This is a genomic window from Streptomyces sp. CLCI03 (assembly GCF_053615355.1).
This window is the reverse complement of sequence record NZ_CM132132.1, coordinates 3,868,774-3,888,585: the sequence shown is the minus strand read 5'-3', so window position 1 is coordinate 3,888,585 and position 19,812 is coordinate 3,868,774. Positions and strand designations below refer to the sequence as shown.

Annotated in this window: 19 protein-coding genes; 12 read left to right on the top strand and 7 right to left on the bottom strand. The window is 72.5% G+C overall.

Annotated features, from left to right (window positions below; genetic code table 11):
* Positions 1 to 2: 2 nt before the first annotated feature.
* Together ACWG52_RS17850 and ACWG52_RS17845 are read right to left on the bottom strand one after the other, a co-directional pair.
* Entirely contained in the window at positions 3 to 1,193 is a 1,191-nt protein-coding gene (locus ACWG52_RS17850) for a hypothetical protein (RefSeq protein WP_389803857.1), read from the bottom strand.
* 161 nt (positions 1,194 to 1,354) lie between these two features.
* Positions 1,355 to 2,545, bottom strand: coding sequence for a pyridoxal phosphate-dependent aminotransferase (locus ACWG52_RS17845; RefSeq protein WP_390166544.1), 1,191 nt, complete (start codon positions 2,543 to 2,545; stop codon positions 1,355 to 1,357).
* Between the two features lie 750 nt (positions 2,546 to 3,295).
* Between ACWG52_RS17845 and ACWG52_RS17840 the strand changes: the two genes are divergently transcribed.
* From ACWG52_RS17840 to ACWG52_RS17790, 11 genes are all read left to right on the top strand, one after another.
* Positions 3,296 to 3,844, top strand: coding sequence for a DUF2617 family protein (locus tag ACWG52_RS17840; protein ID WP_389803852.1), 549 nt, complete (start codon positions 3,296 to 3,298; stop codon positions 3,842 to 3,844).
* A gap of 115 nt (positions 3,845 to 3,959) precedes the next feature.
* On the top strand, positions 3,960 to 5,603 hold the full coding sequence (locus tag ACWG52_RS17835) for a polyamine aminopropyltransferase (protein ID WP_389803849.1): 1,644 nt from the start codon (positions 3,960 to 3,962) through the stop codon (positions 5,601 to 5,603).
* Between the two features lie 33 nt (positions 5,604 to 5,636).
* Positions 5,637 to 6,473 (top strand): SRPBCC family protein, encoded by an 837-nt coding sequence (locus tag ACWG52_RS17830; protein ID WP_390139528.1) that lies wholly within the window; start codon positions 5,637 to 5,639, stop codon positions 6,471 to 6,473.
* Positions 6,474 to 6,505: 32 nt separating this feature from the next.
* Positions 6,506 to 7,294, top strand: a complete 789-nt coding sequence (locus tag ACWG52_RS17825; RefSeq protein ID WP_161294579.1) for an aldose epimerase family protein — start codon at positions 6,506 to 6,508, stop codon at positions 7,292 to 7,294.
* Positions 7,295 to 7,327: 33 nt separating this feature from the next.
* Entirely contained in the window at positions 7,328 to 7,891 is a 564-nt protein-coding gene (gene pyrE, locus ACWG52_RS17820; RefSeq protein ID WP_389803842.1) for an orotate phosphoribosyltransferase, read from the top strand.
* A 298-nt stretch (positions 7,892 to 8,189) separates the two neighbouring features.
* A complete protein-coding gene (fbaA, locus tag ACWG52_RS17815; protein ID WP_033214531.1) occupies positions 8,190 to 9,212 on the top strand; it encodes a class II fructose-bisphosphate aldolase in 1,023 nt (340 codons plus the stop codon).
* A 190-nt stretch (positions 9,213 to 9,402) separates the two neighbouring features.
* Positions 9,403 to 10,107: a ScbR family autoregulator-binding transcription factor gene (locus tag ACWG52_RS17810; RefSeq protein WP_453128993.1), complete on the top strand. Its 705-nt coding sequence runs from the start codon at positions 9,403 to 9,405 to the stop codon at positions 10,105 to 10,107.
* Positions 10,108 to 10,262: 155 nt separating this feature from the next.
* Positions 10,263 to 10,676, top strand: a complete 414-nt coding sequence (locus ACWG52_RS17805; protein WP_389803836.1) for a DUF3151 domain-containing protein — start codon at positions 10,263 to 10,265, stop codon at positions 10,674 to 10,676.
* A gap of 166 nt (positions 10,677 to 10,842) precedes the next feature.
* Positions 10,843 to 11,697: a tryptophan 2,3-dioxygenase family protein gene (locus ACWG52_RS17800; RefSeq protein WP_030726538.1), complete on the top strand. Its 855-nt coding sequence runs from the start codon at positions 10,843 to 10,845 to the stop codon at positions 11,695 to 11,697.
* Positions 11,690 to 12,913, top strand: a complete 1,224-nt coding sequence (gene kynU / locus ACWG52_RS17795) for a kynureninase (protein ID WP_453128992.1) — start codon at positions 11,690 to 11,692, stop codon at positions 12,911 to 12,913. The genes ACWG52_RS17800 and kynU overlap by 8 nt, the downstream gene beginning before the upstream one ends.
* Before the next feature lie 171 nt (positions 12,914 to 13,084).
* Positions 13,085 to 13,963 (top strand): alpha/beta hydrolase, encoded by an 879-nt coding sequence (locus ACWG52_RS17790; RefSeq protein WP_389803830.1) that lies wholly within the window; start codon positions 13,085 to 13,087, stop codon positions 13,961 to 13,963.
* Between the two features lie 119 nt (positions 13,964 to 14,082).
* Here the strand turns inward: ACWG52_RS17790 and ACWG52_RS17785 are convergent, their stop codons facing one another.
* The 4 genes from ACWG52_RS17785 to ACWG52_RS17770 form a co-directional block, all read right to left on the bottom strand.
* Complete coding sequence (locus tag ACWG52_RS17785; protein ID WP_389804907.1) at positions 14,083 to 15,048, bottom strand: MASE1 domain-containing protein; 966 nt, start codon at positions 15,046 to 15,048, stop codon at positions 14,083 to 14,085.
* Between the two features lie 44 nt (positions 15,049 to 15,092).
* On the bottom strand, positions 15,093 to 15,941 hold the full coding sequence (locus tag ACWG52_RS17780) for a PP2C family protein-serine/threonine phosphatase (protein ID WP_389803828.1): 849 nt from the start codon (positions 15,939 to 15,941) through the stop codon (positions 15,093 to 15,095).
* A gap of 127 nt (positions 15,942 to 16,068) precedes the next feature.
* The gene (locus ACWG52_RS17775; protein ID WP_390166536.1) at positions 16,069 to 16,557 is read right to left on the bottom strand and encodes a carboxymuconolactone decarboxylase family protein; all 489 of its coding nucleotides are present in this window, start codon (positions 16,555 to 16,557) and stop codon (positions 16,069 to 16,071) included.
* Positions 16,558 to 16,772: 215 nt separating this feature from the next.
* Complete coding sequence (locus ACWG52_RS17770) at positions 16,773 to 18,056, bottom strand: adenylosuccinate synthase (protein WP_389803822.1); 1,284 nt, start codon at positions 18,054 to 18,056, stop codon at positions 16,773 to 16,775.
* 184 nt (positions 18,057 to 18,240) lie between these two features.
* Between ACWG52_RS17770 and ACWG52_RS17765 the strand changes: the two genes are divergently transcribed.
* Positions 18,241 to 19,074, top strand: coding sequence for a diacylglycerol kinase catalytic domain-containing protein (locus ACWG52_RS17765; RefSeq protein ID WP_266384934.1), 834 nt, complete (start codon positions 18,241 to 18,243; stop codon positions 19,072 to 19,074).
* A 113-nt stretch (positions 19,075 to 19,187) separates the two neighbouring features.
* Here the strand turns inward: ACWG52_RS17765 and ACWG52_RS17760 are convergent, their stop codons facing one another.
* Entirely contained in the window at positions 19,188 to 19,772 is a 585-nt protein-coding gene (locus tag ACWG52_RS17760; protein ID WP_453128991.1) for an alpha/beta hydrolase, read from the bottom strand.
* Positions 19,773 to 19,812: the final 40 nt, after the last annotated feature.

The window sequence follows — 19,812 nt, the reverse complement described above, 5'->3', positions numbered from 1 at the left end:
CGTTACAGCGGTACACGGGCGATGAGCAGCAGATACAGCCCGTAGCCGTAACCGAGCCCGGCCACCACCGCGGTCACCATGACCGCGGTGCGGGGCCGGGCTCTCGCCATGACGGCGGCCATCGGCAGGAGCAGCGGGAAGGCCGGCAGCAGGAAGCGCGGCTTGGACTCGAAGAAGCCGGCCCCGCCGAAGCCGATGACCAGCAGGACCGCGGTGTACGCGAGCAGCGGCAGCGGGGTGCGGTCCAGGAGCAGCGGTATTGCCAGCAGCCCGGCCACGGCCAGCAGGACCACCGTCACGGTGGTGGCGAGCGGCACGTGCCCGCCGGTCAGCACCCGCTCGGCGGAGCGCAGCGCCCCGACGCCGAAATCGAAGCGGGAGCCCCAGCCGCGCTGCACGGCGAAGTAGCCGCCGAGGGGGTCGCCCACCTTCACGCCGACGGCCAGGACGTACGCCGTCCAGCCCGCCGGAGCCACCAGCCCGGCCAGCCACACCTCGGGTGCCCGGGATCTTCGTACGAGGACGGCGTGCAGGGCCACGACCGAGACGGCGGCCGCGACGGCCAGCCCGGTGGGCCGGGTCAGCCCGGCCAGGACGGCGAGACCGGCGGCCCACAGCCAGCGGCCGCGCAGCAGGGCGTACAGCGCCCAGGCGGCGAAGGCGGCCAGCAGGGCCTCGGTGTAGGCGAGGGTGAGGACCACCGCGTGCGGCAGCGCCGCCCACAGCCCCACGAGCAGCAGCCCGGCCCGCGGGCCGATCACCCGCTCCCCGACCCGGTAGATCCCGAGGGCGGCCGCGGCGGCGGAGACCCAGGCGACGAGGAGCGCGGCGGGGACCGTCCCGCCGGGCAGGATCGCGGAGACGAGGCGTATCAGGGTGGGGTAGAGCGGGAAGAAGGCGTAGTCGCTCTGCACGGGCCCGGTCCCGGTGGCGATCTCGGGCCACATCAGGGTCCGCCCGTAGCCGTGGGCGGCGATCCGCAGGTACCAGTCCGAGTCCCAGGACCTGCCGAGCACCTTCAGTGGATCCCGCCCGGCCCACCAGGCCCCGAGGCCGAGCACCAGCACGCCGGCCCCGCGCACGGCGGCGAACACCCCGAGCGCGATCACCGTGGTCGGCGCGGCCGAGCGCACGGCCCGGACCGCGCGCATCTCCAGCGGCGACGCGGACACGCCGGCTCTGCCCGTTGCCATCGATCCCCCGACTTTCCCGCTCCAGGTGGTCCGCTCACCCGGCGGTGAGGGCTTCGGGCACTCGCACGACGCACAGCTTCACACCGCCCCCACAACCCCGCAAGGACGCGGGATGTCCGTCGAGGGAACGGCCCGCCCGACCGCGATCCCCGGGGCCCGGGTCAGAGCCGGCGCAGCCGTTCGGCGGCCTCGCGCAGGACGTCCTCGCGCTTGCAGAACGCCCAGCGGACCTGGGTGGCGCCCGCGCTCTTGTCGTCGTAGAAGACCTGGTTCGGGATGGCGACCACGCCGCAGCGTTCCGGCAGGGCGCGGCAGAAGGCGAGGCCGTCCTTCTCGCCGAGGGGGGTGATGTCGGTGGTGATGAAGTACGTGCCCTGGGGGCGGAAGACCTCGAAGCCGGCCGCCGCGAGGCCGTCGGCGAGGATGTCGCGCTTGGCGGCCAGGTCGGCGCGGAGGGTGTCGTAGTAGCTGTCGGGGAGGGCGAGGGCCTCGGCGATCGCGTACTGGAAGGGGCCTGAGGAGACGTAGGTCAGGAACTGCTTCACCGAGCGGACCGCCGTGATCAGCTCCGGGGAGGCGGTGATCCAGCCGACCTTCCAGCCCGTGAACGAATAGGTCTTCCCGGCCGAGGAGATGGTGACCGTGCGCTCGCGCATGCCCGGCAGGCCCGCCAGGGGCGTGTGGGCGCCCTCGAAGACCAGGTGCTCGTACACCTCGTCCGTGACGACCAGCAGGTCGCGCTCGACGGCCAGCTCGGCGATCGCCGTGAGCTCGGCCGGCGTCAGGACGGTGCCCGTCGGGTTGTGCGGGGTGTTCAGGAGCAGCAGGCGGGTGCGCGGGGTGACGGCGGCGCGCAGTTCGTCCAGGTCGAGGGCGAAGGCCCCGGCGTGCGGGCGCAGGGTGACGGGTACGCGTACCGCGCCGGCCATGGCGATGCAGGCCGCGTACGAGTCGTAGTACGGCTCCAGGGCGATGACCTCGTCGCCCGGCTCCAGGAGGGCGAGGAGGGAGGCGGCGATGGCCTCGGTGGCGCCCGCCGTGACGAGGACCTCGGTGTCGGGGTCATGCGCGAGACCGTAGAAGCGCTGCTGGTGCGCGGCGATCGCGGTGCGCAGCTCGGGGACGCCCGGCCCCGGCGGGTACTGGTTGCCGAGTCCCGTGAGGACCGCGCGGGAGGCCGCCTCGGCGATCTGCGCCGGGCCGTCGGTGTCGGGGAACCCTTGGCCGAGGTTGATCGAACCGGTGCGCGTGGCCAGCGCCGACATCTCCGCGAAGATCGTCGTGCCGAAGGCCGCCAGACGGCGGTTCAGGAAGGGGCGGTCGCTGCTCACGGGAGTGCTCATGGTCGTCATCCTGAGGGCAACCTCTGGACTTCCTCAAGTGTGCTTTGGGTCGCGCGGCCCGGGGGCATTTCCCCTTCACGCGGGACGCGGGGATCCCGCTCCCCCGGGAAGACCGGGGCGTGAGAGAGGTGGCGGACATGGGGTTCGTCTTCGTTGTGTTCCTGCTCATCATCGCGGTGTACCTCCTTACGAAGCTGGGCCGGTCGTCCATGAGGCGCGGTTCGGCCCGCCGCGGCGGGCGCCGCAGCGGCAGCTGGTGGGCGGGTGACGGCGGTGGTGACTCGGGGGGCGGCTGCGGGTCCTCCTCGTCGTGCGGGGGATCGTCCTCCTCGTGCGGCGGTGGTGGCGGCGGGTGCGGTGGCGGGTCCAGCTGACACCGGGCACCGTGGATCGGGAACCGTCGGGCACGCACCCGGCACTCGCCGAGCGGCGTGCCCGGCACCCGCGCGGCACCGCGTGGACGAGGGCGTTCGACGGTCCGACTGCCGTCCCGCGCCCTCTCGTTCGCCGATGCATGACGACGCGCGGGACGCAACCTGTTGAACACGTGAACTGCGGAGCCCCCGGGGGGATGTAAACCCCGTCAAGTTGGGTAAAAACGCTGTGAGTGCCGTGCCTTTCATGATTCCCTCGGTTGAGTAGACCAGTCCTCGGACCTCCCGGGACTTCCTGTGGACCCGTGCCGGTTTCCCCCCACCCGTGCTTGCTACCGCTGGCGGGCCCCGGCCCATCTCCCTCGCGCGTTTGCGGAGCCGACTCATGCTCACGACCCTCCAGACCTCATACACCGACACGCGTGCCGCCGATCTCGCCTGGGCCCTGGGTCGGGACCGGTTGCCCGCTCTGGCCGTACTGAACCTCGAACTTTCGGGGGCGAAAGTGGAGTTGCGCCTGCTCGGCGCGTCCCACCAGGTGCTCCTGGAGGAGGGGGAGGTGCTCTGCTCGGAGACCGTCGCCTGTATGCCCGGCAGCAGTACGCCGCTGCCGCTCGGCGTGGCCAAGCGGGTGGGCGACTGGGAGTACGAGTTCGCCGCGCGGGTCGAGACCCTCTCCCGCGGCTCCTTCGCCGGGCGGGCCCAGGAATTGCTCGCACTGGTGGCGGATCACCCGAACGGACTAGCGGGGACCTTTCCCGGGAGTCCGCACGCCTTCACCGCCATGCTCGCGCAGCATTACGAGGGGCAGGTGCGCTGGCGGACCTGGCACGCGTACCCGCAGGAGGGGCAGCTGGTGGCCACCCGCACGCGGGTGGGCGTGCGGATCGGGGCGCCCGCGGCGGCCGCCCTGGAATCGCCCGCGCTGCTGTAGCGGGCGCCGGGGCGCGATTATCCCGCCACGGTTACGCCAACTGGCGGGATCAGTACGTCACTTGCACCCATGTGGGTGACCGGATGCGAGTGGGCGGTGACGTACGGTTCGCTGCATGATCGACCGTTCCGTCCCGCGCCGGGTACTCCCGGCCCCGGAGCCGCGGGGCGCCGCGACCGTCCCGGCCGCCCTGCCCGTACGGCCCCGGACCGGCCGACTCCTCGTCCTGGCCACCGTGTTCATCTGCGCCGCCTGCGGGCTCGTGTACGAGCTGGAGCTGCTCGCCCTCGGCACCTACCTCATCGGCGACTCCGTCACCCAGGCGTCGGTCGTGCTGTCCGTCATGGTCTTCGCCATGGGGGTCGGCTCCCTGCTCGCCAAGCGCTTCCGCCACCGGCCCGCCTTCGGCTTCGGCGCCATCGAGGCCGGGCTGGCCCTGCTCGGTGGGCTGTCGGCCATAGCGCTGTACGCGAGCTTCGCCTGGCTGGGGGAGTCCCGCCCCGCGCTCGTCGGCTTCTCCTTCGCCATCGGGGTGCTCATCGGCGCCGAGATCCCGCTGCTGATGGTCCTCATCCAGCGGATCCGCAGACAGGACGCGGGCGGGGCCGTCGCCGACCTCTTCGCCGCCGACTACGTGGGCGCCCTGGTCGGCGGCCTCGCCTTCCCCTTCCTGCTGCTCCCGATGCTCGGCCAGCTCACCGGCGCCATGGTCACCGGCACCGTCAACGTGATCGTCGGCGGCGGGCTGGTCCTGTGGCTGTTCCGCCGGGACCTGAGCAGGCGCTGCCGCTGGCTGCTGATCGGCGCGAACGTGACCGTCCTGGCCGTGCTCGCCTCCGCGACCGTCCTCGCCGACGACTTCGAGCGCAACGCCCGGCGCGCCGTCTACGGCGGGGAGGTGCGGGTCGCCGTCCGGACCGAGGTGCAGGAGCTGGTGCTCACCGGCCCGCCGACCGGCTCCCCGCGCTCCCTCGACCTGTACCTGGACGGCCGGCTACGGGTCAGCGGCTACGACGAGTACCGCTATCACGAGGCCTTGGTCCACCCCGCGATGACCGGCCCGCACACCCGCGTCCTGGTCCTCGGCGGCGGCGACGGACTCGCCGCGCGCGAGGTGCTCCGCTACCGGGACGTCTCCTCCGTCACCGTCGTCGAACTCGACCCCGGCGTGGTCCGCCTCGCCCGCACCGATCCGATGCTCTCCGCGCTCAACGCCCGGGTGTACGAGGACCCGCGGCTGGCCGTCGTCACGCAGGACGCCTTCCGCTGGCTGCGGGGGCCGGCCTCCGACGACCGCTTCGACGTCATCGTCTCCGACCTCCCCGACCCGGGCATCACCCCCAGCACGAAGCTGTACTCGCAGGAGTTCTACGGGCTGGCCGCGCGGGCCCTGCGCCCCGGGGGCCGCATCGCCGTGCACGCCGGACCGATGACCACGCGCCCGCATGCCTACTGGACCGTCGACTCCACCCTCCGCGCGGCCGGCCTGCGCACCGCCCCCTACAGCGCGGGTGGCCGGCTCGCGGGCTTCGCCGCCGGGCCCGACCGCACCCCCCACGGCGTGAGTGACGTACCGCCGCAGGACTGGGGCTTCGTCCTGGCCGCCCGGGACCAGGACCCGCCGCTGCGCGTGGACCGCGACACGCCCGCGCTGCGTTCGCTCTCGACCCACTCCCTGCAGGACGCCGCCCGCGACGCGGAACGCACGCGGGTGCCCGGACTCCCCCCGTCGACCCTGCCGCACCCGCGGTATTCGTGACCCGGTGCGGGTCTCGTCGGTAGGCTCGACCACATGGAGCATCAGGTGTTCGTCCCGGTACCGGCAGACGATCTCCGCGCCGTGCTGCGCGACCCCGCCCAGGTGGCCCGGTGCGTGCCGGGACTCCAGCAGGACGCCGACACCGACGCCGGACCGGTCTCGGGCCGGCTCAAGGTCCGGGTCGGCGGGAGCACCGTGACCTACCGGGGCGCCCTGACCGTCACCGAGCGGGCCCCCGGGCACTTCGTCTTCGACGGCGCGGGCACGGAGGTCCGGGGCAGCGGAACGGTGACGTTCTCCCTCGACCTGCGGCTGACCCCGATCCCGGACGGGACCCGGCTGGACTTCACCGCCGGGGCGACCGCGGACGGGCGCGCCGCGGCCTTCCCGCCCGAGGCCGCGGCCACGGCCGTGGTCCGGCTGCTGGACCGGGCCGCCGGAGCGCTGACCCTCGCCGCCGCGCCCGACATCGTGAGCGACCCGGTGGCCGAGGCCGAGGAGGCGGAGGACGGCGAGGGCGGAGCGGACGGGTCGGGCCCCGGACACGTCGAGGACGACGTCACCGAGGTCACCGCCTCCGTTTTCGAGACCGACGTGCCGCCGCCGTCCCTGGACCCCTTCCTCGCCGGTCGGTTCGAGGGCTCCGACGGAGCCCCGAGGCCCCCGGCCGAGGCCGCCCACGCCCGCCGCACCATGATCGGCCGCAGTGCGGAGGAGGTGGACCACGCGCCGCCGCGCGGTCGGTACGCCCCGGTCCCCGCACCGGCCGCGGCAGGCGCCGGCGACAGCCTGCGGTGGATCGCCCCGGCCGCCGCCTTCGCGTTGGCCTCGGCGGTCGTCATCGGCCGTGCCCTGCGCCGTCGTCGCTGATCCGGGGGCCCTGCCGCATTAGGGTCGACCGCATGAGTACGCAACTGAGCGCCGGCGGCGCCGAGGTGACGGTCGACCAGGAGAACGGCTGCCGGATCAGCAGCCTGCGCATCGACGGAACGGAACTGCTGCGCCAGGGGCCGAGGTACGGGGCCTTCCCGATGGTCCCGTGGTGCGGCCGGGTCGCGAACGGCCGGTTCCACGACGGCGCGACCGTCCATCAGATGCCGCTCAACCACCCGCCGCACGCGCTCCACGGCTTCGGCCGCGACTCGCCCTGGCGCCCGGCCGGGGCCACCGCCACCGAGGCCGCCTTCTCCTACGACCTCGCCGACCCCTGGCCGTACCCCGGCCGGGTGACGCAGGTCGTCACGCTCGCCGAGGACTCGCTGACCCTCGCCATGGGCGTCGAGACGTACGGGGACTCCTTCCCGGCCCAGGTCGGCTGGCACCCCTGGTTCCTGCGCAACCTCGGCGCAGGCGGCCCGGACGCGGAGGTCTCCTTCGAGCCCGGATGGCAGGAGGAGCGCGGCGAGGACCACATCCCCACCGGCAAGCGCATCGACCCGAAGCCCCGCCCCTGGGACGACTGCTTCGGCATGCCGCACGGCGTCGACGTCACGCTCACCTGGCCGGGCGCCCTCGAACTGCGGGTCACCAGCCGGGCCGAGTGGGTGGTCATCTACGACGAGGAGCCCGAGGCCGTCTGCGTGGAGCCCCAGTCGGGTCCGCCGAACGGGCTGAACACCCTCCCGCGCCTGGTCACCCCGGTGGATCCGCTGGAGGTCTCCACCACCTGGACGTGGCGTCGGCTCGGCTAGGTCCCCTCCTCGGCCCCCTCTAAGCTCAGGGGCATGAGTGACGTCAACGAAGTAATGCCGTCAGGCACACGCGATGCGCTTCTGCAGCAGATCAAGGACAAGGCCGTCGTGCACGGCAAGGTGACCCTCTCCTCCGGTCGTGAGGCCGACTACTACATCGACCTCCGTCGGGTCACCCTCGACGGCGAGTCGGCCCCGCTGGTCGGCCAGGTCATGCTCGACCTCACGGCCGATCTCGCGTTCGACTGCGTCGGCGGTCTGACCCTGGGCGCCGACCCCGTCGCGACCTCGATGCTGCACGCCTCCGCGGCGCGCGGTGAGCGCCTGGACGCCTTCGTCGTCCGCAAGGCGCAGAAGGCCCACGGCATGCAGCGCCGGATCGAGGGCACCGACGTGAAGGGCAAGCGCTGCCTGGTGGTCGAGGACACCTCGACCACCGGCGGGTCCCCGCTGACCGCCGTCGAGGCGGTCCGCGAGGCCGGCGGCGAGGTCGTCGCCGTCGCCACGATCGTCGACCGCGGTGCGGCCGACGCGATCGCCGAGGCCGGCCTGCCCTACCTCACCGGCTACCAGCTCCAGGACCTCGGCCTCTCCTAGGGCGTGTCCGCCTCGCCGCGGCCCCCGGGTCAGCCCCGGTCCCGGCCGCGTCCGGCTCTGTCCGGCCACCGGCAGAAGCGGTGGAGAAGGATCTCGGACGCCGCTCCGATCGGCCTGACCTGCGCTTTCCCGGACGCCCGGGGTGTTTCACGTGAAACATCCCGGGCCGTTCGCCCACGACGTGAGACCGGCAGTCTGGACCCCTGCGCTGAGTCTGGAAAGATAGGCGCGACGATGACGTCGCCCCCAGGTCAGGGCCCGCAATAAGCACACTCCCGCACATCCAAGGAGCCGGCAGATGCCCATCGCAACCCCCGAGGTCTACAACGAGATGCTCGACCGGGCGAAGGCAGGCAAGTTCGCCTACCCGGCCATCAACGTGACCTCCTCCCAGACCCTGCACGCTGCGCTGCGCGGTTTCGCGGAGGCCGAGAGCGACGGCATCATCCAGATCTCCACCGGTGGTGCGGAGTTCCTGGGTGGCCAGCACAACAAGGACATGGTCACCGGCGCGGTCGCCCTGGCCGAGTTCGCGCACATCGTGGCCGCCAAGTACGACATCACGGTCGCCCTGCACACGGACCACTGCCCGAAGGACAAGCTGGACGGCTACGTACGTCCGCTGCTCGACATCTCCGCCGAGCGCGTGGCCCGCGGTCTGAACCCGCTCTTCCAGTCGCACATGTGGGACGGTTCCGCCGAGACCCTGGCCGACAACCTGGCCATCGGCCAGGAGCTGCTCGCCAAGGCCGTCGCCGCCAAGATCATCCTTGAGGTCGAGATCACCCCGACCGGTGGCGAGGAGGACGGCGTCAGCCACGAGATCAACGACGAGCTGTACACCACCGTCGACGACGCGATCCGTACCGCCGAGGCCCTCGGCCTGGGCGAGAAGGGTCGCTACCTGCTGGCCGCGTCCTTCGGCAACGTCCACGGCGTCTACAAGCCGGGCAACGTCGTCCTGCGCCCCGAGCTCCTCAAGGACCTCCAGGCCGGTGTCGCCGAGAAGTTCGGCAAGGCCTCGCCGTTCGACTTCGTCTTCCACGGCGGCTCGGGCTCCACGGCCGAGGAGATCGCCACCGCGCTGGAGAACGGCGTCGTGAAGATGAACCTCGACACCGACACCCAGTACGCCTTCACCCGCCCGGTCGTGGACCACATGTTCAGCAACTACGCCGGTGTGCTGAAGGTCGACGGCGAGGTCGGTACGAAGTCCAAGTACGACCCCCGCACCTGGGGCAAGGCCGCCGAGGCGGGCATGGCCGCGCGCGTCGCCGAGGCGTGCGCGAACCTGCGCTCCACCGGTACCAAGCTGAAGTAGTCGACCGCAGCGAGTCGAACCGAAGGGCCCGGCCCCCGTCCCACGACGGAGGCCGGGCCCTTCGGCGTCCCCCGGCAGGAGTGACGGCGGCGGTGGACGGTGACCGCACGATGGTGTGAACTGCCCCCGGAGTACGTGTCCGGGGCATGTCCGGACCGATCGGTCGGGGCGGGGGAGAGGGCATGCGCGGATGAGGGCCGAACGAACGCAGGCGATGCAGGACCGAGCCGTGCGCACCCGCCGGGCGTTCCTGGAAGCCGCCGCCGTGGTGTTCGAGGAACGGGGCTACGGCGCGGCCAAACTGACGGACATCGTCGAGCTCGCCAACGTCACCAAAGGCGCGCTCTACTTCCACTTCGACTCGAAGGAGGACCTGGCGCAGGCCGTGATCGACGCCCAGGTCATCATGCACGCGCCGGTCACCCCGCAGGAGTTCCGGGCGCAGGAGTTCGTCGACGTCGGCATGGTCTTCTCGCACCGCCTGCGGTACGACGTGCTGATGCGCGGCAGTGCTCGGCTCACCCTGGAGCAGAACGGCCGGGAACTGGACCGGGCGGCGCCGTACCAAGGATGGATCGACCTGCACACCGCCTTGTTGGTGCGGGCGAAGGAGCAGGGCGAACTGCTCCCGCACGTGGACCCGTCGGGGCCCTCACGGCTGGTGGTCGGCGCCTTCGCCGGGCTCAACGTGATGTCGCAGACCCTCGGGCTCGACCTGGACCGGGAGATCTCGGCGCTCTACACGAGCGTGCTGCCGAGCCTGGTGGTCCCCGCCGTCGCGGCCCGACTCGACACCGCGGCCGGGCGCGGCGCGCGGGTGTTGCACGGCCCGGCCGAGGCCCTCGGATGCGACTGTTCGAGCCCCTCCGCGCCGGTCCCGGCCGGCGTCCGCTGATCCGTACCGCCGGGGCGCGGATCCGCCTCCGGCGGCCCGGGGCGCTGCCGTGTCGGCCCTCGCGCCGCCGTGCCCGCCCGACAACGCCGCGCCCCGCGCCGGGGATCCGGCGGACCACCGCTCGCCCGGCCGCGGCGGCCCGGCAGACTGGGGGCATGTCCATTCACCAGAACCTGCTCGGGGGCCCCGCCCCCACCCACCTGCCCGACGAGCCGGGCCGCGAGGCGATCGCCGCCGGCACCCCCGCCGTCGAGGTGGCGGCCGCGCACCCCACGTCGTCCCTCGCCTGGGCGATCCTCGCCGACCAGGCCTTCGCGGCCGGCAGCACCGTCGAGTCGTACGCCTACGCCCGTACGGGCTACCACCGTGGCCTGGACGCGCTGCGCCGCGCCGGGTGGAAGGGCCACGGCCCGGTCCCGTGGGAGCACGAGCCGAACCGTGGCTTCCTGCGCGCCCTGCACGCCCTGGCCCGCGCGGCCGAGGCGATCGGCGAGAAGGAGGAGTACGAGCGCTGCTCGACCTTCCTGCGGGACTCGTCCCCGACGGCGGCGGACACGCTGAGCGCCTGAGTTCGTACGGCGGGGAGTGACACGCACCGAAATTGTGTGGTCTGTGTCACTCTCCGCTGGAGCGCCGGCGCGACGGTGTCCTATGCTGCGGGCAGGGGACCGGGGCTCCACTCACCTCACGGAAGGGGCGGACCGCTACCCGGAAGCACGTGTCGAGGAGACAGCGATGTCGAAAACCCTTGATGCCTCCGGAGTCGGCGGGTCGGAAACCCCGAACCTCGACTTCGACGGCACGACCCCGTACGAGGACTACGTCCAGGCGGACGTCCTCACCCACCTCCAGCACCTCCGCTCGGACGACCCGGGCGAGATGGTCTTCCTGGTGACGACCCAGGTCATGGAGCTGTGGTTCACGGTCATCGTCCACGAGTGGGAGACCGCCGCGAAGGCCCTGCGCGAGGACCACATCCCGGTCGCGATGGATGCGCTGAAACGTTCCCTCCGCGAGCTGGAAGCACTCAACGCCTCCTGGCGCCCGCTCGCCCAGCTCACCCCGGGACAGTTCAACGCCTACCGCGCCGCCCTCGGCGAGGGTTCCGGTTTCCAGTCGGCGATGTACCGCCGGATGGAGTTCCTGCTCGGCGAGAAGTCCTCCTCCATGCTGGTCCCGCACCGGGGCGCCCCGCGCGTCCACGCGGAGCTGGAGAAGGCCCTGCACGAGCCCAGCCTCTACGACGAGGTGCTGCGCCTGCTCGCCCGCCGCGGCCTGCCGGTCCCGGAAGCCGTCCTGAACCGCGACCTGTCGCTGCGCTACGAGCCCTCCCCCGAGGTCGAGGCCGTCTGGACGGGCCTGTACGCCGCCCCGGACGACAACGAGACCGTGGACCTGCACCGCCTCGGCGAGGTCCTCACGGACGTCGCCGAGCTCGTCTGGCGCTGGCGCAACGACCACCTGGTCGCCACCCGCCGCGCGATGGGCGCGAAGACGGGCACGGGCGGCTCGGCCGGCGTGACCTGGCTGGAGAAGCGGGCGACGAAGAACGTCTTCCCGGAGCTCTGGACGGCCCGCAGCTATGTCTGACGACTCCACGAACATAGCGGCGGAGTCCTCGGCCGACCTGCGCGACCGGGCGGCCGCGCTGGACGCCGCCGACGGGCTCGCCAAGCTCCGCGAGCGCTTCACCCTGCCCGACGGGGTCGTCTACCTGGACGGCAACTCCCTCGGCGCGCTCCCGGCCGGTGTCGCGGACACCACCGCGGACGTCATCGCCCGGCAGTGGGGCGAGCTCCTCATCCGGTCCTGGGACGAGAGCGGCTGGTGGACCGCGCCCGAGCGGATCGGCGACAAGCTCGCCCCGCTCGTCGGCGCGGCCCCCGGCCAGGTGGTCGTCGGTGACTCCACCAGCGTCAACCTCTTCAAGGCGCTGGTCGGCGCCGCCCGGCTCGCGGCTCCCGGGCGGACGAAGCTGCTGGTCGACGCGGCCACCTTCCCCACCGACGGCTACATCGCGCGGTCGGCGGCCCGGATGACGGGCCTGACCGTCGTCCCGGTGGATCCCTCGCACGCGGCCGAGGCGATGGACGCGGACACCGCCGTGGTCCTCCTCAACCACGTCGACTACCGCAGCGGCCGGCTCCACGACCTCCCCGCCCTCACCACGGCGGCCCACGCCGCCGGGGCGATCACGGTCTGGGACCTGTGCCACTCCGCCGGGGCCCTCCCCGTCGACCTCGACGCGCACGCCGTCGACCTCGCGGTGGGCTGCACGTACAAGTACCTCAACGGCGGCCCCGGCGCGCCCGCCTACCTGTACATCGCCGCCCGCCACCAGGCCGACTTCGACTCCCCGCTCCCGGGCTGGAACGGTCACGCGGATCCGTTCGCGATGACCCCGGCCTTCGCGCCGGCCGAGGGCGTGACCCGCGGGCGCGTCGGCACGCCGGACATCCTGTCCATGCTGGCCCTGGAGTCGGCGCTCGACGCCTGGGACGGGGTGTCCGTCGAAGACGTACGGGCCAAGTCCCTCGCCCTGACCGACTTCTTCCTCGCCTGCGTGGCGGCGTACGTCCCGCAGGGCCGGGTCGAGTCGGTCACCCCGGTGGAGCACGACCGCCGCGGGAGCCAGATCTCGCTGCGGACCGAGAACGCCCGTGAGGTCATGGGGGAGCTCATCTCCCGGGGCGTCATCGGCGACTTCCGCGCACCCGACGTCCTGCGCTTCGGCTTCACCCCGCTCTACGTCGGTTTCGCCGACGCCGAGCGCGCGGCGCGGACACTGGGTCACATTTTCGGGTGACTCGGTAGCGAAACGTCACATCACCGGGCGGGCGGGGCTACGGCTCCGTCCGCCCGGTCATATTCCGGGCCCCGCACGAAAGTGCCCGTTCCGGACTGATACGGTCCCGCTCTGCCGGAACACCGGAACATCTGTCCCCGCTGTCCCACGCGTTACCGAGAGGTTGAGCCGATGACGGACCCCGCCGCAGTGGAACGGGATGCCGCGGAGGCCGCCTCGGCCTTCGCCCACCCGGCCGTGGCGCCGGACGCGACCGCCACGTACGGGGAACACCCCGACCACGTCGTCGACTTCTACGCCCCGCGGGGCCAGGACCTGGGCCCGGCACCGCTCGTGGTGCTGCTCCACGGCGGCGCCTGGCGGGCCCCTTACGACCGGCAACACGTCACACCCCTCGCGGACTTCCTGGCCCGTCGGGGTTTCGCCGTCGCCAACGTCGAGTACCGGCGCGGTAGTTCGCTGCCGCACCAGAACGCCGAGGGGCCGGTCGCCGGGCGTTGGCCGGAGACCTTCGACGATGTCGCCGCCGCGATGGACGCCCTGCCGGGGCTGGCGGCCGAAGCCCTCCCGCAGGCCGATGTCCGCCGCACGGTCGTCACCGGTCACTCGGCGGGCGGCCACCTCGCGCTGTGGGCCGCGGCCCGGCACGTCCTGCCGGCCGGCTCCCCGTGGCGGCTGCCCGCCGCGCCGATGCTGCGGGGCGTGGTGGCGCTGGCCCCGATCGCCGACTTCGCGGTGGCGGAGGAACTGGGCGTGTGCGGCGGCGCGAGCGCGCAGCTGCTGGGCGGGGCGGACCACTGGGACGAGCGGCTGCCGTACGCCGATCCGGCGGCCCTGCTGCCGACCGGGATCGCCACGGCGGTGGTCCAGGGCCGGGACGACATCGTGGTCCCGCCACAGGTGGCCGAGGCGTACGTGGCGGCGGCCGCGAAGGCGGGGGAGATGGTCGGACTGACCCTCCTCGACGCCGTCGGGCACTTCCCGCTGATCGACCCGGCGGCGGACGCGTGCGCGGTGGTCGCCGAGGAGATCTCGCAGCTGGCCTGGTAACCCCCGGCGGCATGGCCCCGGCGGCCACCGGGCCGGTGTTCAGCGGTCGTAGCGGTGGGCGTACGGGCCGGCCGGGCGGCTGGGTCCAGCTCGGACAGTCGGGCTCCGACAGCCGGTGGCTAGCGGTCCGGCTTGCCCGGGGCCAGGTGTTCCACCAGCTCCGCCAGGTCCTCGCAGACCTGCTCGATCTTCAGGCGGACGTTGTTCTGCTCGGTGACCAGGGCTGCCAGCAGCAGCCCGGTCAGGGCCGCCGCGCCGTTGAGCGCCTGGAGATTGATCATGACTTCCAGGAGGGTGTGGTCGGCGAACGGCCCGGCGTGGCCGGTCGCCGCCGCGATCGTCAGGACCGACACCAGCAGGGTGACCGGAGCGCTCCCGGCGAGCTGGAAGCGTACGGCCGCCCAGATGATCACGGGGAAGACGAGGAAGAGCAGCGAGAGGGTGCTCCGGGTGGCCACCAGGGTGACGACCACCGCGGTGACCGCCAGGACCGCCGCCTCGGCCGCGCGGTAGCCGTCCAGGGGCCGCCGCCGGGCCCCCACGGCCCTGCGCAGGACGAGGAGCAGAGGGGTCAGCACGAGCACGCCCATCGCGTCCCCGGCCCACCAGGCCGACCAGACGGGCCAGAACTGCGACAGCGGCAGGTCACCGGTGAGCACCAGCGTCCAGGTCCCGATCGTGGCGCTGATCAGCATGGGCCACAGGCCGCCCAGGAACACCAGCGCCAAGGCGTCCCGCAGCCGGTCCAGCTCGATACGGAAACCCGCCCGGCGGAGCATCAGGTACGCGCACACGGGGGCGAGCACGTTCCCCGTGACGATGATCAGGCCGGGCAGGTCGAAATCGGTGATCCGCTCGATGGTGAGGTACGTACCGAGCGCGATCCCGGGCCACACCCGCAGGCCCAACCACAGCAGGGAGGCCACCGCGATGCCGGTCGGCAGCCACAGGGGTGTCACCTCGGCGCCGTCGACGACCACACGCTGATACAGGCCGATCAGGCCACCCACGTAATAGGTGACGGCGACGGCGAGGATCGGCAGCAGAGCTGCGGGCAGACGTCGCCATCCCTCGGTGCGCACCACATCATCAGACAACAGCCCGCCGCCCCCGCAGGCCGTGACACGCTCTAAGAGGTGTCCTGCGGGGCGTCCTGCGGGTCGGGTCGTGCGTCGTGGGTGAGCACGAGCACGGCGGCGTCGTCCGCGTGACCGGTGGAGTCGGCCACCTTCATCACCTCGGCGGCCAGCTCGCCCGGATCGGTGCCCGCGGCCTCCCGCACCACGTCGGCCACCCGCTCCAGACCCACCTCGATCGGGAACTTCGGCCCCTCGACCACACCGTCGGTGAGCAGCACGATCGACCCCGCCTTCGTCAGCCGGCGGCGGGTCACCGCGTACCCCGCGTCGGGGGCCAGGTTCAGCGGCAGGCCGCCGTCGTCGTTCGTGATGCCGTACTCGCCGTCGACGGTGGCCCAGACCGCCGGGACGTGGCCGGCGCGGGCGGTCTCCAGCTCCCGGGTCTCCGGATCGAAGCGCAGCAGCGTGCAGGTCGCGAAGAGGTCGCGGTCCATGGAGAGCAGGACCTCGTTGGCACGGCTCAGCACCTCGCCCGGATCGACGACCACGGCCGCCACGGCGCGCAGGCAGATCCGTACCTGCCCCATGAAGGCGGCCGCCTCCACGTCGTGCCCCTGGACGTCACCGATGCAGAAGGCGAGCGCCCCCTCGGGCAGCCGGAAGCCGTCGTACCAGTCACCGCCGATGTCCAGGCCGTGCCGGGCGGGCGCGTACCGGGCGGCGGTCCGCAGGCCCGGTAGGGCGGGCAGCGAGGCGGGCAGCATCTCGCTCTGCAGCGCCTCGGCCAGGTCCACCCGGGCCTGCTGCAGCTCCACCCCGCGACGGGCCTGGTCGGCGAGCCGTCCGAGCGTGCTGAGCAGGTCGGCGCTGGCCGCCCGCGGGGCACGGCGAGGAGTCACGGAACGCTCCGAGGTGCATCCATTCGTCCCTGCTTCCGCTGCGCGAAAAGCCCGTGCACATCATATTTCCGCCCACCCGGAACCCGCCCCCCGAGACCGCCCGAGCCGTTCCCGCCCTACGGGGGCCTCAGCCCCACTGCTCGTCGGCCAGCGAGGCGACCGGCTGCGGCTTGCCGATCACGGCGAGGGCGATGAAGAAGTTGATCTGCCCGATCGCGAGGGTGAGGGTGGCCAGGGCCTTCTCGTCGTAGTGCGCGGCGACCTCGGCGTAGAGCTCGTCGGTGACCCGCTCACGGCCGTGCGGGGCGGGCTGGAGGGTGGCCTCCACCAGGGCGAGGGCGGCGCGCTCGGCGGCCGTGAAGTAGGGGGCGTCCTGCCAGGAGGAGACGGCCGTGATGCGCTCCTCGGACTCCCCGGCCTTGCGCAGGAAGCCGGTGTTCAGGACGGTCAGGTAGGTGTTGCCGACGATCTGCCCGGCGCGCAGGTGGACCAGGCTCATCGTGGTCCGCGGCACGGAGCGGTTGCCCGTGGCCCGGAAGAGGGCGGCGCTGATGTCGTTCAGCTCGGGGACGAATTCGGCCGGGTTCGGCATCCGCGAGAGGGAGGTGTTCGTCATGGCTGCTGCTCTCCTTCGGTCGGTGGCTTCACAGCGCTGACGGAGGGGAGCGCACGGATGTGACAGGGAGCGGGGATCTTTTCCTCTCGGGGTGCCGGAGGGCGTGCCGGGGGCCGTGCACAGGCCGTCCCGCGCCGCCGCGCGCTGCCCCGGGAACGCCGGAGGGGCGGCGGGCGCGGGGTGCGCCTGCCGCCCCTCCGGGGGGACCGGGTCTCCTAGAGGAACGAGTTGATCTCGATCGTCTCGGTGCGGCCGGGGCCGACGCCGATCGCGGAGATCGGGGCGCCCGACATCTCTTCCAGGGCCTTGACGTACGCCTGGGCGTTCGCCGGGAGCTCCTCGAAGGTCTTGGCCTTGGTGATGTCCTCGGACCAGCCGGGGAGGTATTCGTAGATCGGCTTCGCGTGGTGGAAGTCGGTCTGCGAGTAGGGCAGCTCCTCGACGCGCTTGCCGTCGATCTCGTACGCGACGCAGACCGGGATCTGCTCCCAGCCGGTCAGTACGTCCAGCTTCGTCAGGAAGAAGTCGGTGAGGCCGTTCACGCGGGTGGCGTAACGTGCGATCGGCGCGTCGAACCAACCGCAGCGGCGGTCACGTCCGGTGGTCACGCCGCGCTCGCCGCCGATGCGGCGCAGGTCCTCGCCGTCCTGGTCGAACAGCTCGGTCGGGAACGGGCCCGCGCCGACTCGGGTCGTGTAGGCCTTGAGGATGCCGATGACGCGGCTGATCTTCGTCGGGCCCACGCCGGTGCCGGTGCAGGCGCCGCCGGCGGTCGGGTTGGACGAGGTGACGAAGGGATAGGTGCCGTGGTCGACGTCGAGCAGGGTGCCCTGGCCGCCCTCGAACAGCACGACCTTGTCCTCGTCCAGCGCGTTGTTGAGGATCAGCGTGGTGTCGGCGACGTACGGCTTGATCTGCTCCGCGTACTGGAGCATCTCCTCCACGATCGCCCCGGCCTCGATGGCGCGGCGGTTGTAGAGCTTCGCGAGGAGCTGGTTCTTGCCCTCCAGCGCCGCTTCGACCTTCTGGATGAGGATCGACTCGTCGTAGAGGTCCTGGACGCGGATACCGATGCGGTTGATCTTGTCCGCGTAGGTCGGGCCGATGCCGCGACCGGTGGTACCGATCTTGCGCTTGCCGAGGAAGCGCTCGCCGACCTTGTCGAGAGTGACGTTGTACGGCGTGATCAGGTGCGCGTTGCCGCTGATGAGCAGCTTGGAGGTGTCGATGCCGCGCTCGTTCAGGCCGCGCAGCTCGGAGAGCAGGACGGCCGGGTCGACGACGACACCGTTACCGATGACCGGGGTGCATCCGGGGGAGAGGATGCCGGAAGGGAGAAGGTGCAGCGCGTACTTCTGGTCGCCTACGACGACCGTGTGGCCGGCATTGTTGCCGCCCTGGTAGCGCACCACATAGTCAACGGATCCACCGAGCAGGTCGGTGGCCTTTCCCTTGCCCTCGTCACCCCACTGAGCTCCGAGCAGCACAAGAGCGGGCACAGGCGTACACCTCTTCCGGATGGGGCATGTCCAAGGTCAGGGGGCGTACGACGATGTACACCGCAGGCTGAGCCGTCGGACCGGTACCCCGGAATAGACGAAGGCCCTGGCGCAATAGCGCAAGGGCCTCTTGCACAAAGATGCTACCCGAGGAAGGACCGAGGTGTCGGCTCCAGAGCCCACCATGAGCCAAGCGGGCGCGCCGGTAGGCGGCCTGCTCGTGCTCGTCGACCCGGTCGCCCGCCGTCTCGACGGCGAGTCCGTGCGGATCGCGAAAGATGTGTTGTCAGCGGGCGCGGCAGCGAAAATCTGCCTCCCGGATTCGCAGGAGGAATTTGCGCGGGCTCTTGCCCGCCGGGGTCATCGACGGCTGGTGATCGTCGGTGACGACCGGGCCCTGGTGCGTGCCGTAGGGCTGCTGCACCGGGAGCGCGGGCTGGGCGAGGGACCCCTGGCGCTGGTCCCGGTGGGCCCCGTGGGGTCGCTGGGGCTGGCCCGGTCCCTCGGCGTGCCGCTGTCGGCCGTCACCGCGGCCCGGGCCGTCCTCGACGGGGCGGTGCGGAGCTGTGACCTGCTGGTCGACGACAGTGACGGGGTCGTGCTCGGCGCGCTGAGGATTCCGCCGGTGCACGGGGTCCCGCGGCCCGCCGGGCCGTCGGTGTGGAGTGCGTACCGCTCGCTGGTCCGGACGCTGGTCCGGCCGGTGGCGGCGGCCGGCGGTGCGGCCACGAGCCGGCACCGGCTGCGGGTCGAGGCCGACGGGGTGCTGCTCGCGGATGTGGACCGGCCCGTGGAGGACGTCTCGGTTCGCACCCGGGACGACGGCGGAGCGGCGGAGGTCGTGGTCCGGACGGGCGGCGGAAGCTCCGCCGAGTCGACGGTCACGGCCCGCGCGAAGACGGTGACGGTGTCGGGCGCGGACTTCCGCTACCGCGCCGACGCGGCGCTGACGGGCCCGGTCCGTCGCCGAACGTGGACCCTGCGTCCGGGGGCATGGACGCTCACCGTGCCCCGTTGACCACACCGGGTGCACGGACCGCGTCCGACGCACCCGACGCACCGGAACCGGACCGGGACCCGCGCGCCGCGCGGGTCCCGGTCCGGTTCCGTTTCCGGGTCCTCCGAGTCCGGTCAGGGCGCGGACAGGGCGAGCGCGGCCTCCTCGATGAGGTCGGTGACCGGCACGGGCTGCGAGGCCGGCGACGCGTGGCCCGCGTCGAGCTCGATCGCCTTGCGCGGCTTCATCCGCTCGGCCATCCGCCGCTCGTCGTCGGGGTGGATCATGCGGTCCGCGGCGGATACCTGGTACCAGCAGGGCTTCGACCGCCAGGCCGGAGCGGTGACGGTGTCACCGAAGGTCGAACCGAGCGGAGCCTTCTGGGTCACGGCCATGACCAGCGCCTCTTCCGGCGAGAGGTCCTGCGCGAAGCTCTCGTGGAACTTGTCCTGCTTGATCCACAGGTAGCCGTCCGAGTCGGGCGCGATGTTCTCGAAGGCCGCGGGTGGCAGCTCCTGGCTGATCTGCCCGGGGCTCTCCCCGGCATCCCGCGCCGGTGGAGCTCGGGGATGACCTTGGCCCAGTGGGCGGCGCCGCCCCAGAAGCCGTGGACCAGGACGATGGCGGGCTTGTCTGTCATGGAGGTCGCACCTTCGGTCGGGGGCTCGTACGTCCGCCGACCACGCTAGGCAGCCGCCCTGACCCCTGCCCCCTGCCACCGCAGCGGTCAGGGGGCAGGGGTCAGGGGTCCGAGGCGGT

Coding starts and splice junctions, on each gene's coding strand:
- ACWG52_RS17850 (WP_389803857.1), bottom strand. CDS start 1,193: ATGGCAACGGGCAGAGCCGGCGTGTCCGCGTCGCCGCTGGAGATGCGC.
- ACWG52_RS17845 (WP_390166544.1), bottom strand. CDS start 2,545: ATGACGACCATGAGCACTCCCGTGAGCAGCGACCGCCCCTTCCTGAAC.
- ACWG52_RS17840 (WP_389803852.1), top strand. CDS start 3,296: ATGCTCACGACCCTCCAGACCTCATACACCGACACGCGTGCCGCCGAT.
- ACWG52_RS17835 (WP_389803849.1), top strand. CDS start 3,960: ATGATCGACCGTTCCGTCCCGCGCCGGGTACTCCCGGCCCCGGAGCCG.
- ACWG52_RS17830 (WP_390139528.1), top strand. CDS start 5,637: ATGGAGCATCAGGTGTTCGTCCCGGTACCGGCAGACGATCTCCGCGCC.
- ACWG52_RS17825 (WP_161294579.1), top strand. CDS start 6,506: ATGAGTACGCAACTGAGCGCCGGCGGCGCCGAGGTGACGGTCGACCAG.
- pyrE (WP_389803842.1), top strand. CDS start 7,328: ATGAGTGACGTCAACGAAGTAATGCCGTCAGGCACACGCGATGCGCTT.
- fbaA (WP_033214531.1), top strand. CDS start 8,190: ATGCCCATCGCAACCCCCGAGGTCTACAACGAGATGCTCGACCGGGCG.
- ACWG52_RS17810 (WP_453128993.1), top strand. CDS start 9,403: ATGAGGGCCGAACGAACGCAGGCGATGCAGGACCGAGCCGTGCGCACC.
- ACWG52_RS17805 (WP_389803836.1), top strand. CDS start 10,263: ATGTCCATTCACCAGAACCTGCTCGGGGGCCCCGCCCCCACCCACCTG.
- ACWG52_RS17800 (WP_030726538.1), top strand. CDS start 10,843: ATGTCGAAAACCCTTGATGCCTCCGGAGTCGGCGGGTCGGAAACCCCG.
- kynU (WP_453128992.1), top strand. CDS start 11,690: ATGTCTGACGACTCCACGAACATAGCGGCGGAGTCCTCGGCCGACCTG.
- ACWG52_RS17790 (WP_389803830.1), top strand. CDS start 13,085: ATGACGGACCCCGCCGCAGTGGAACGGGATGCCGCGGAGGCCGCCTCG.
- ACWG52_RS17775 (WP_390166536.1), bottom strand. CDS start 16,557: ATGACGAACACCTCCCTCTCGCGGATGCCGAACCCGGCCGAATTCGTC.
- ACWG52_RS17765 (WP_266384934.1), top strand. CDS start 18,241: ATGAGCCAAGCGGGCGCGCCGGTAGGCGGCCTGCTCGTGCTCGTCGAC.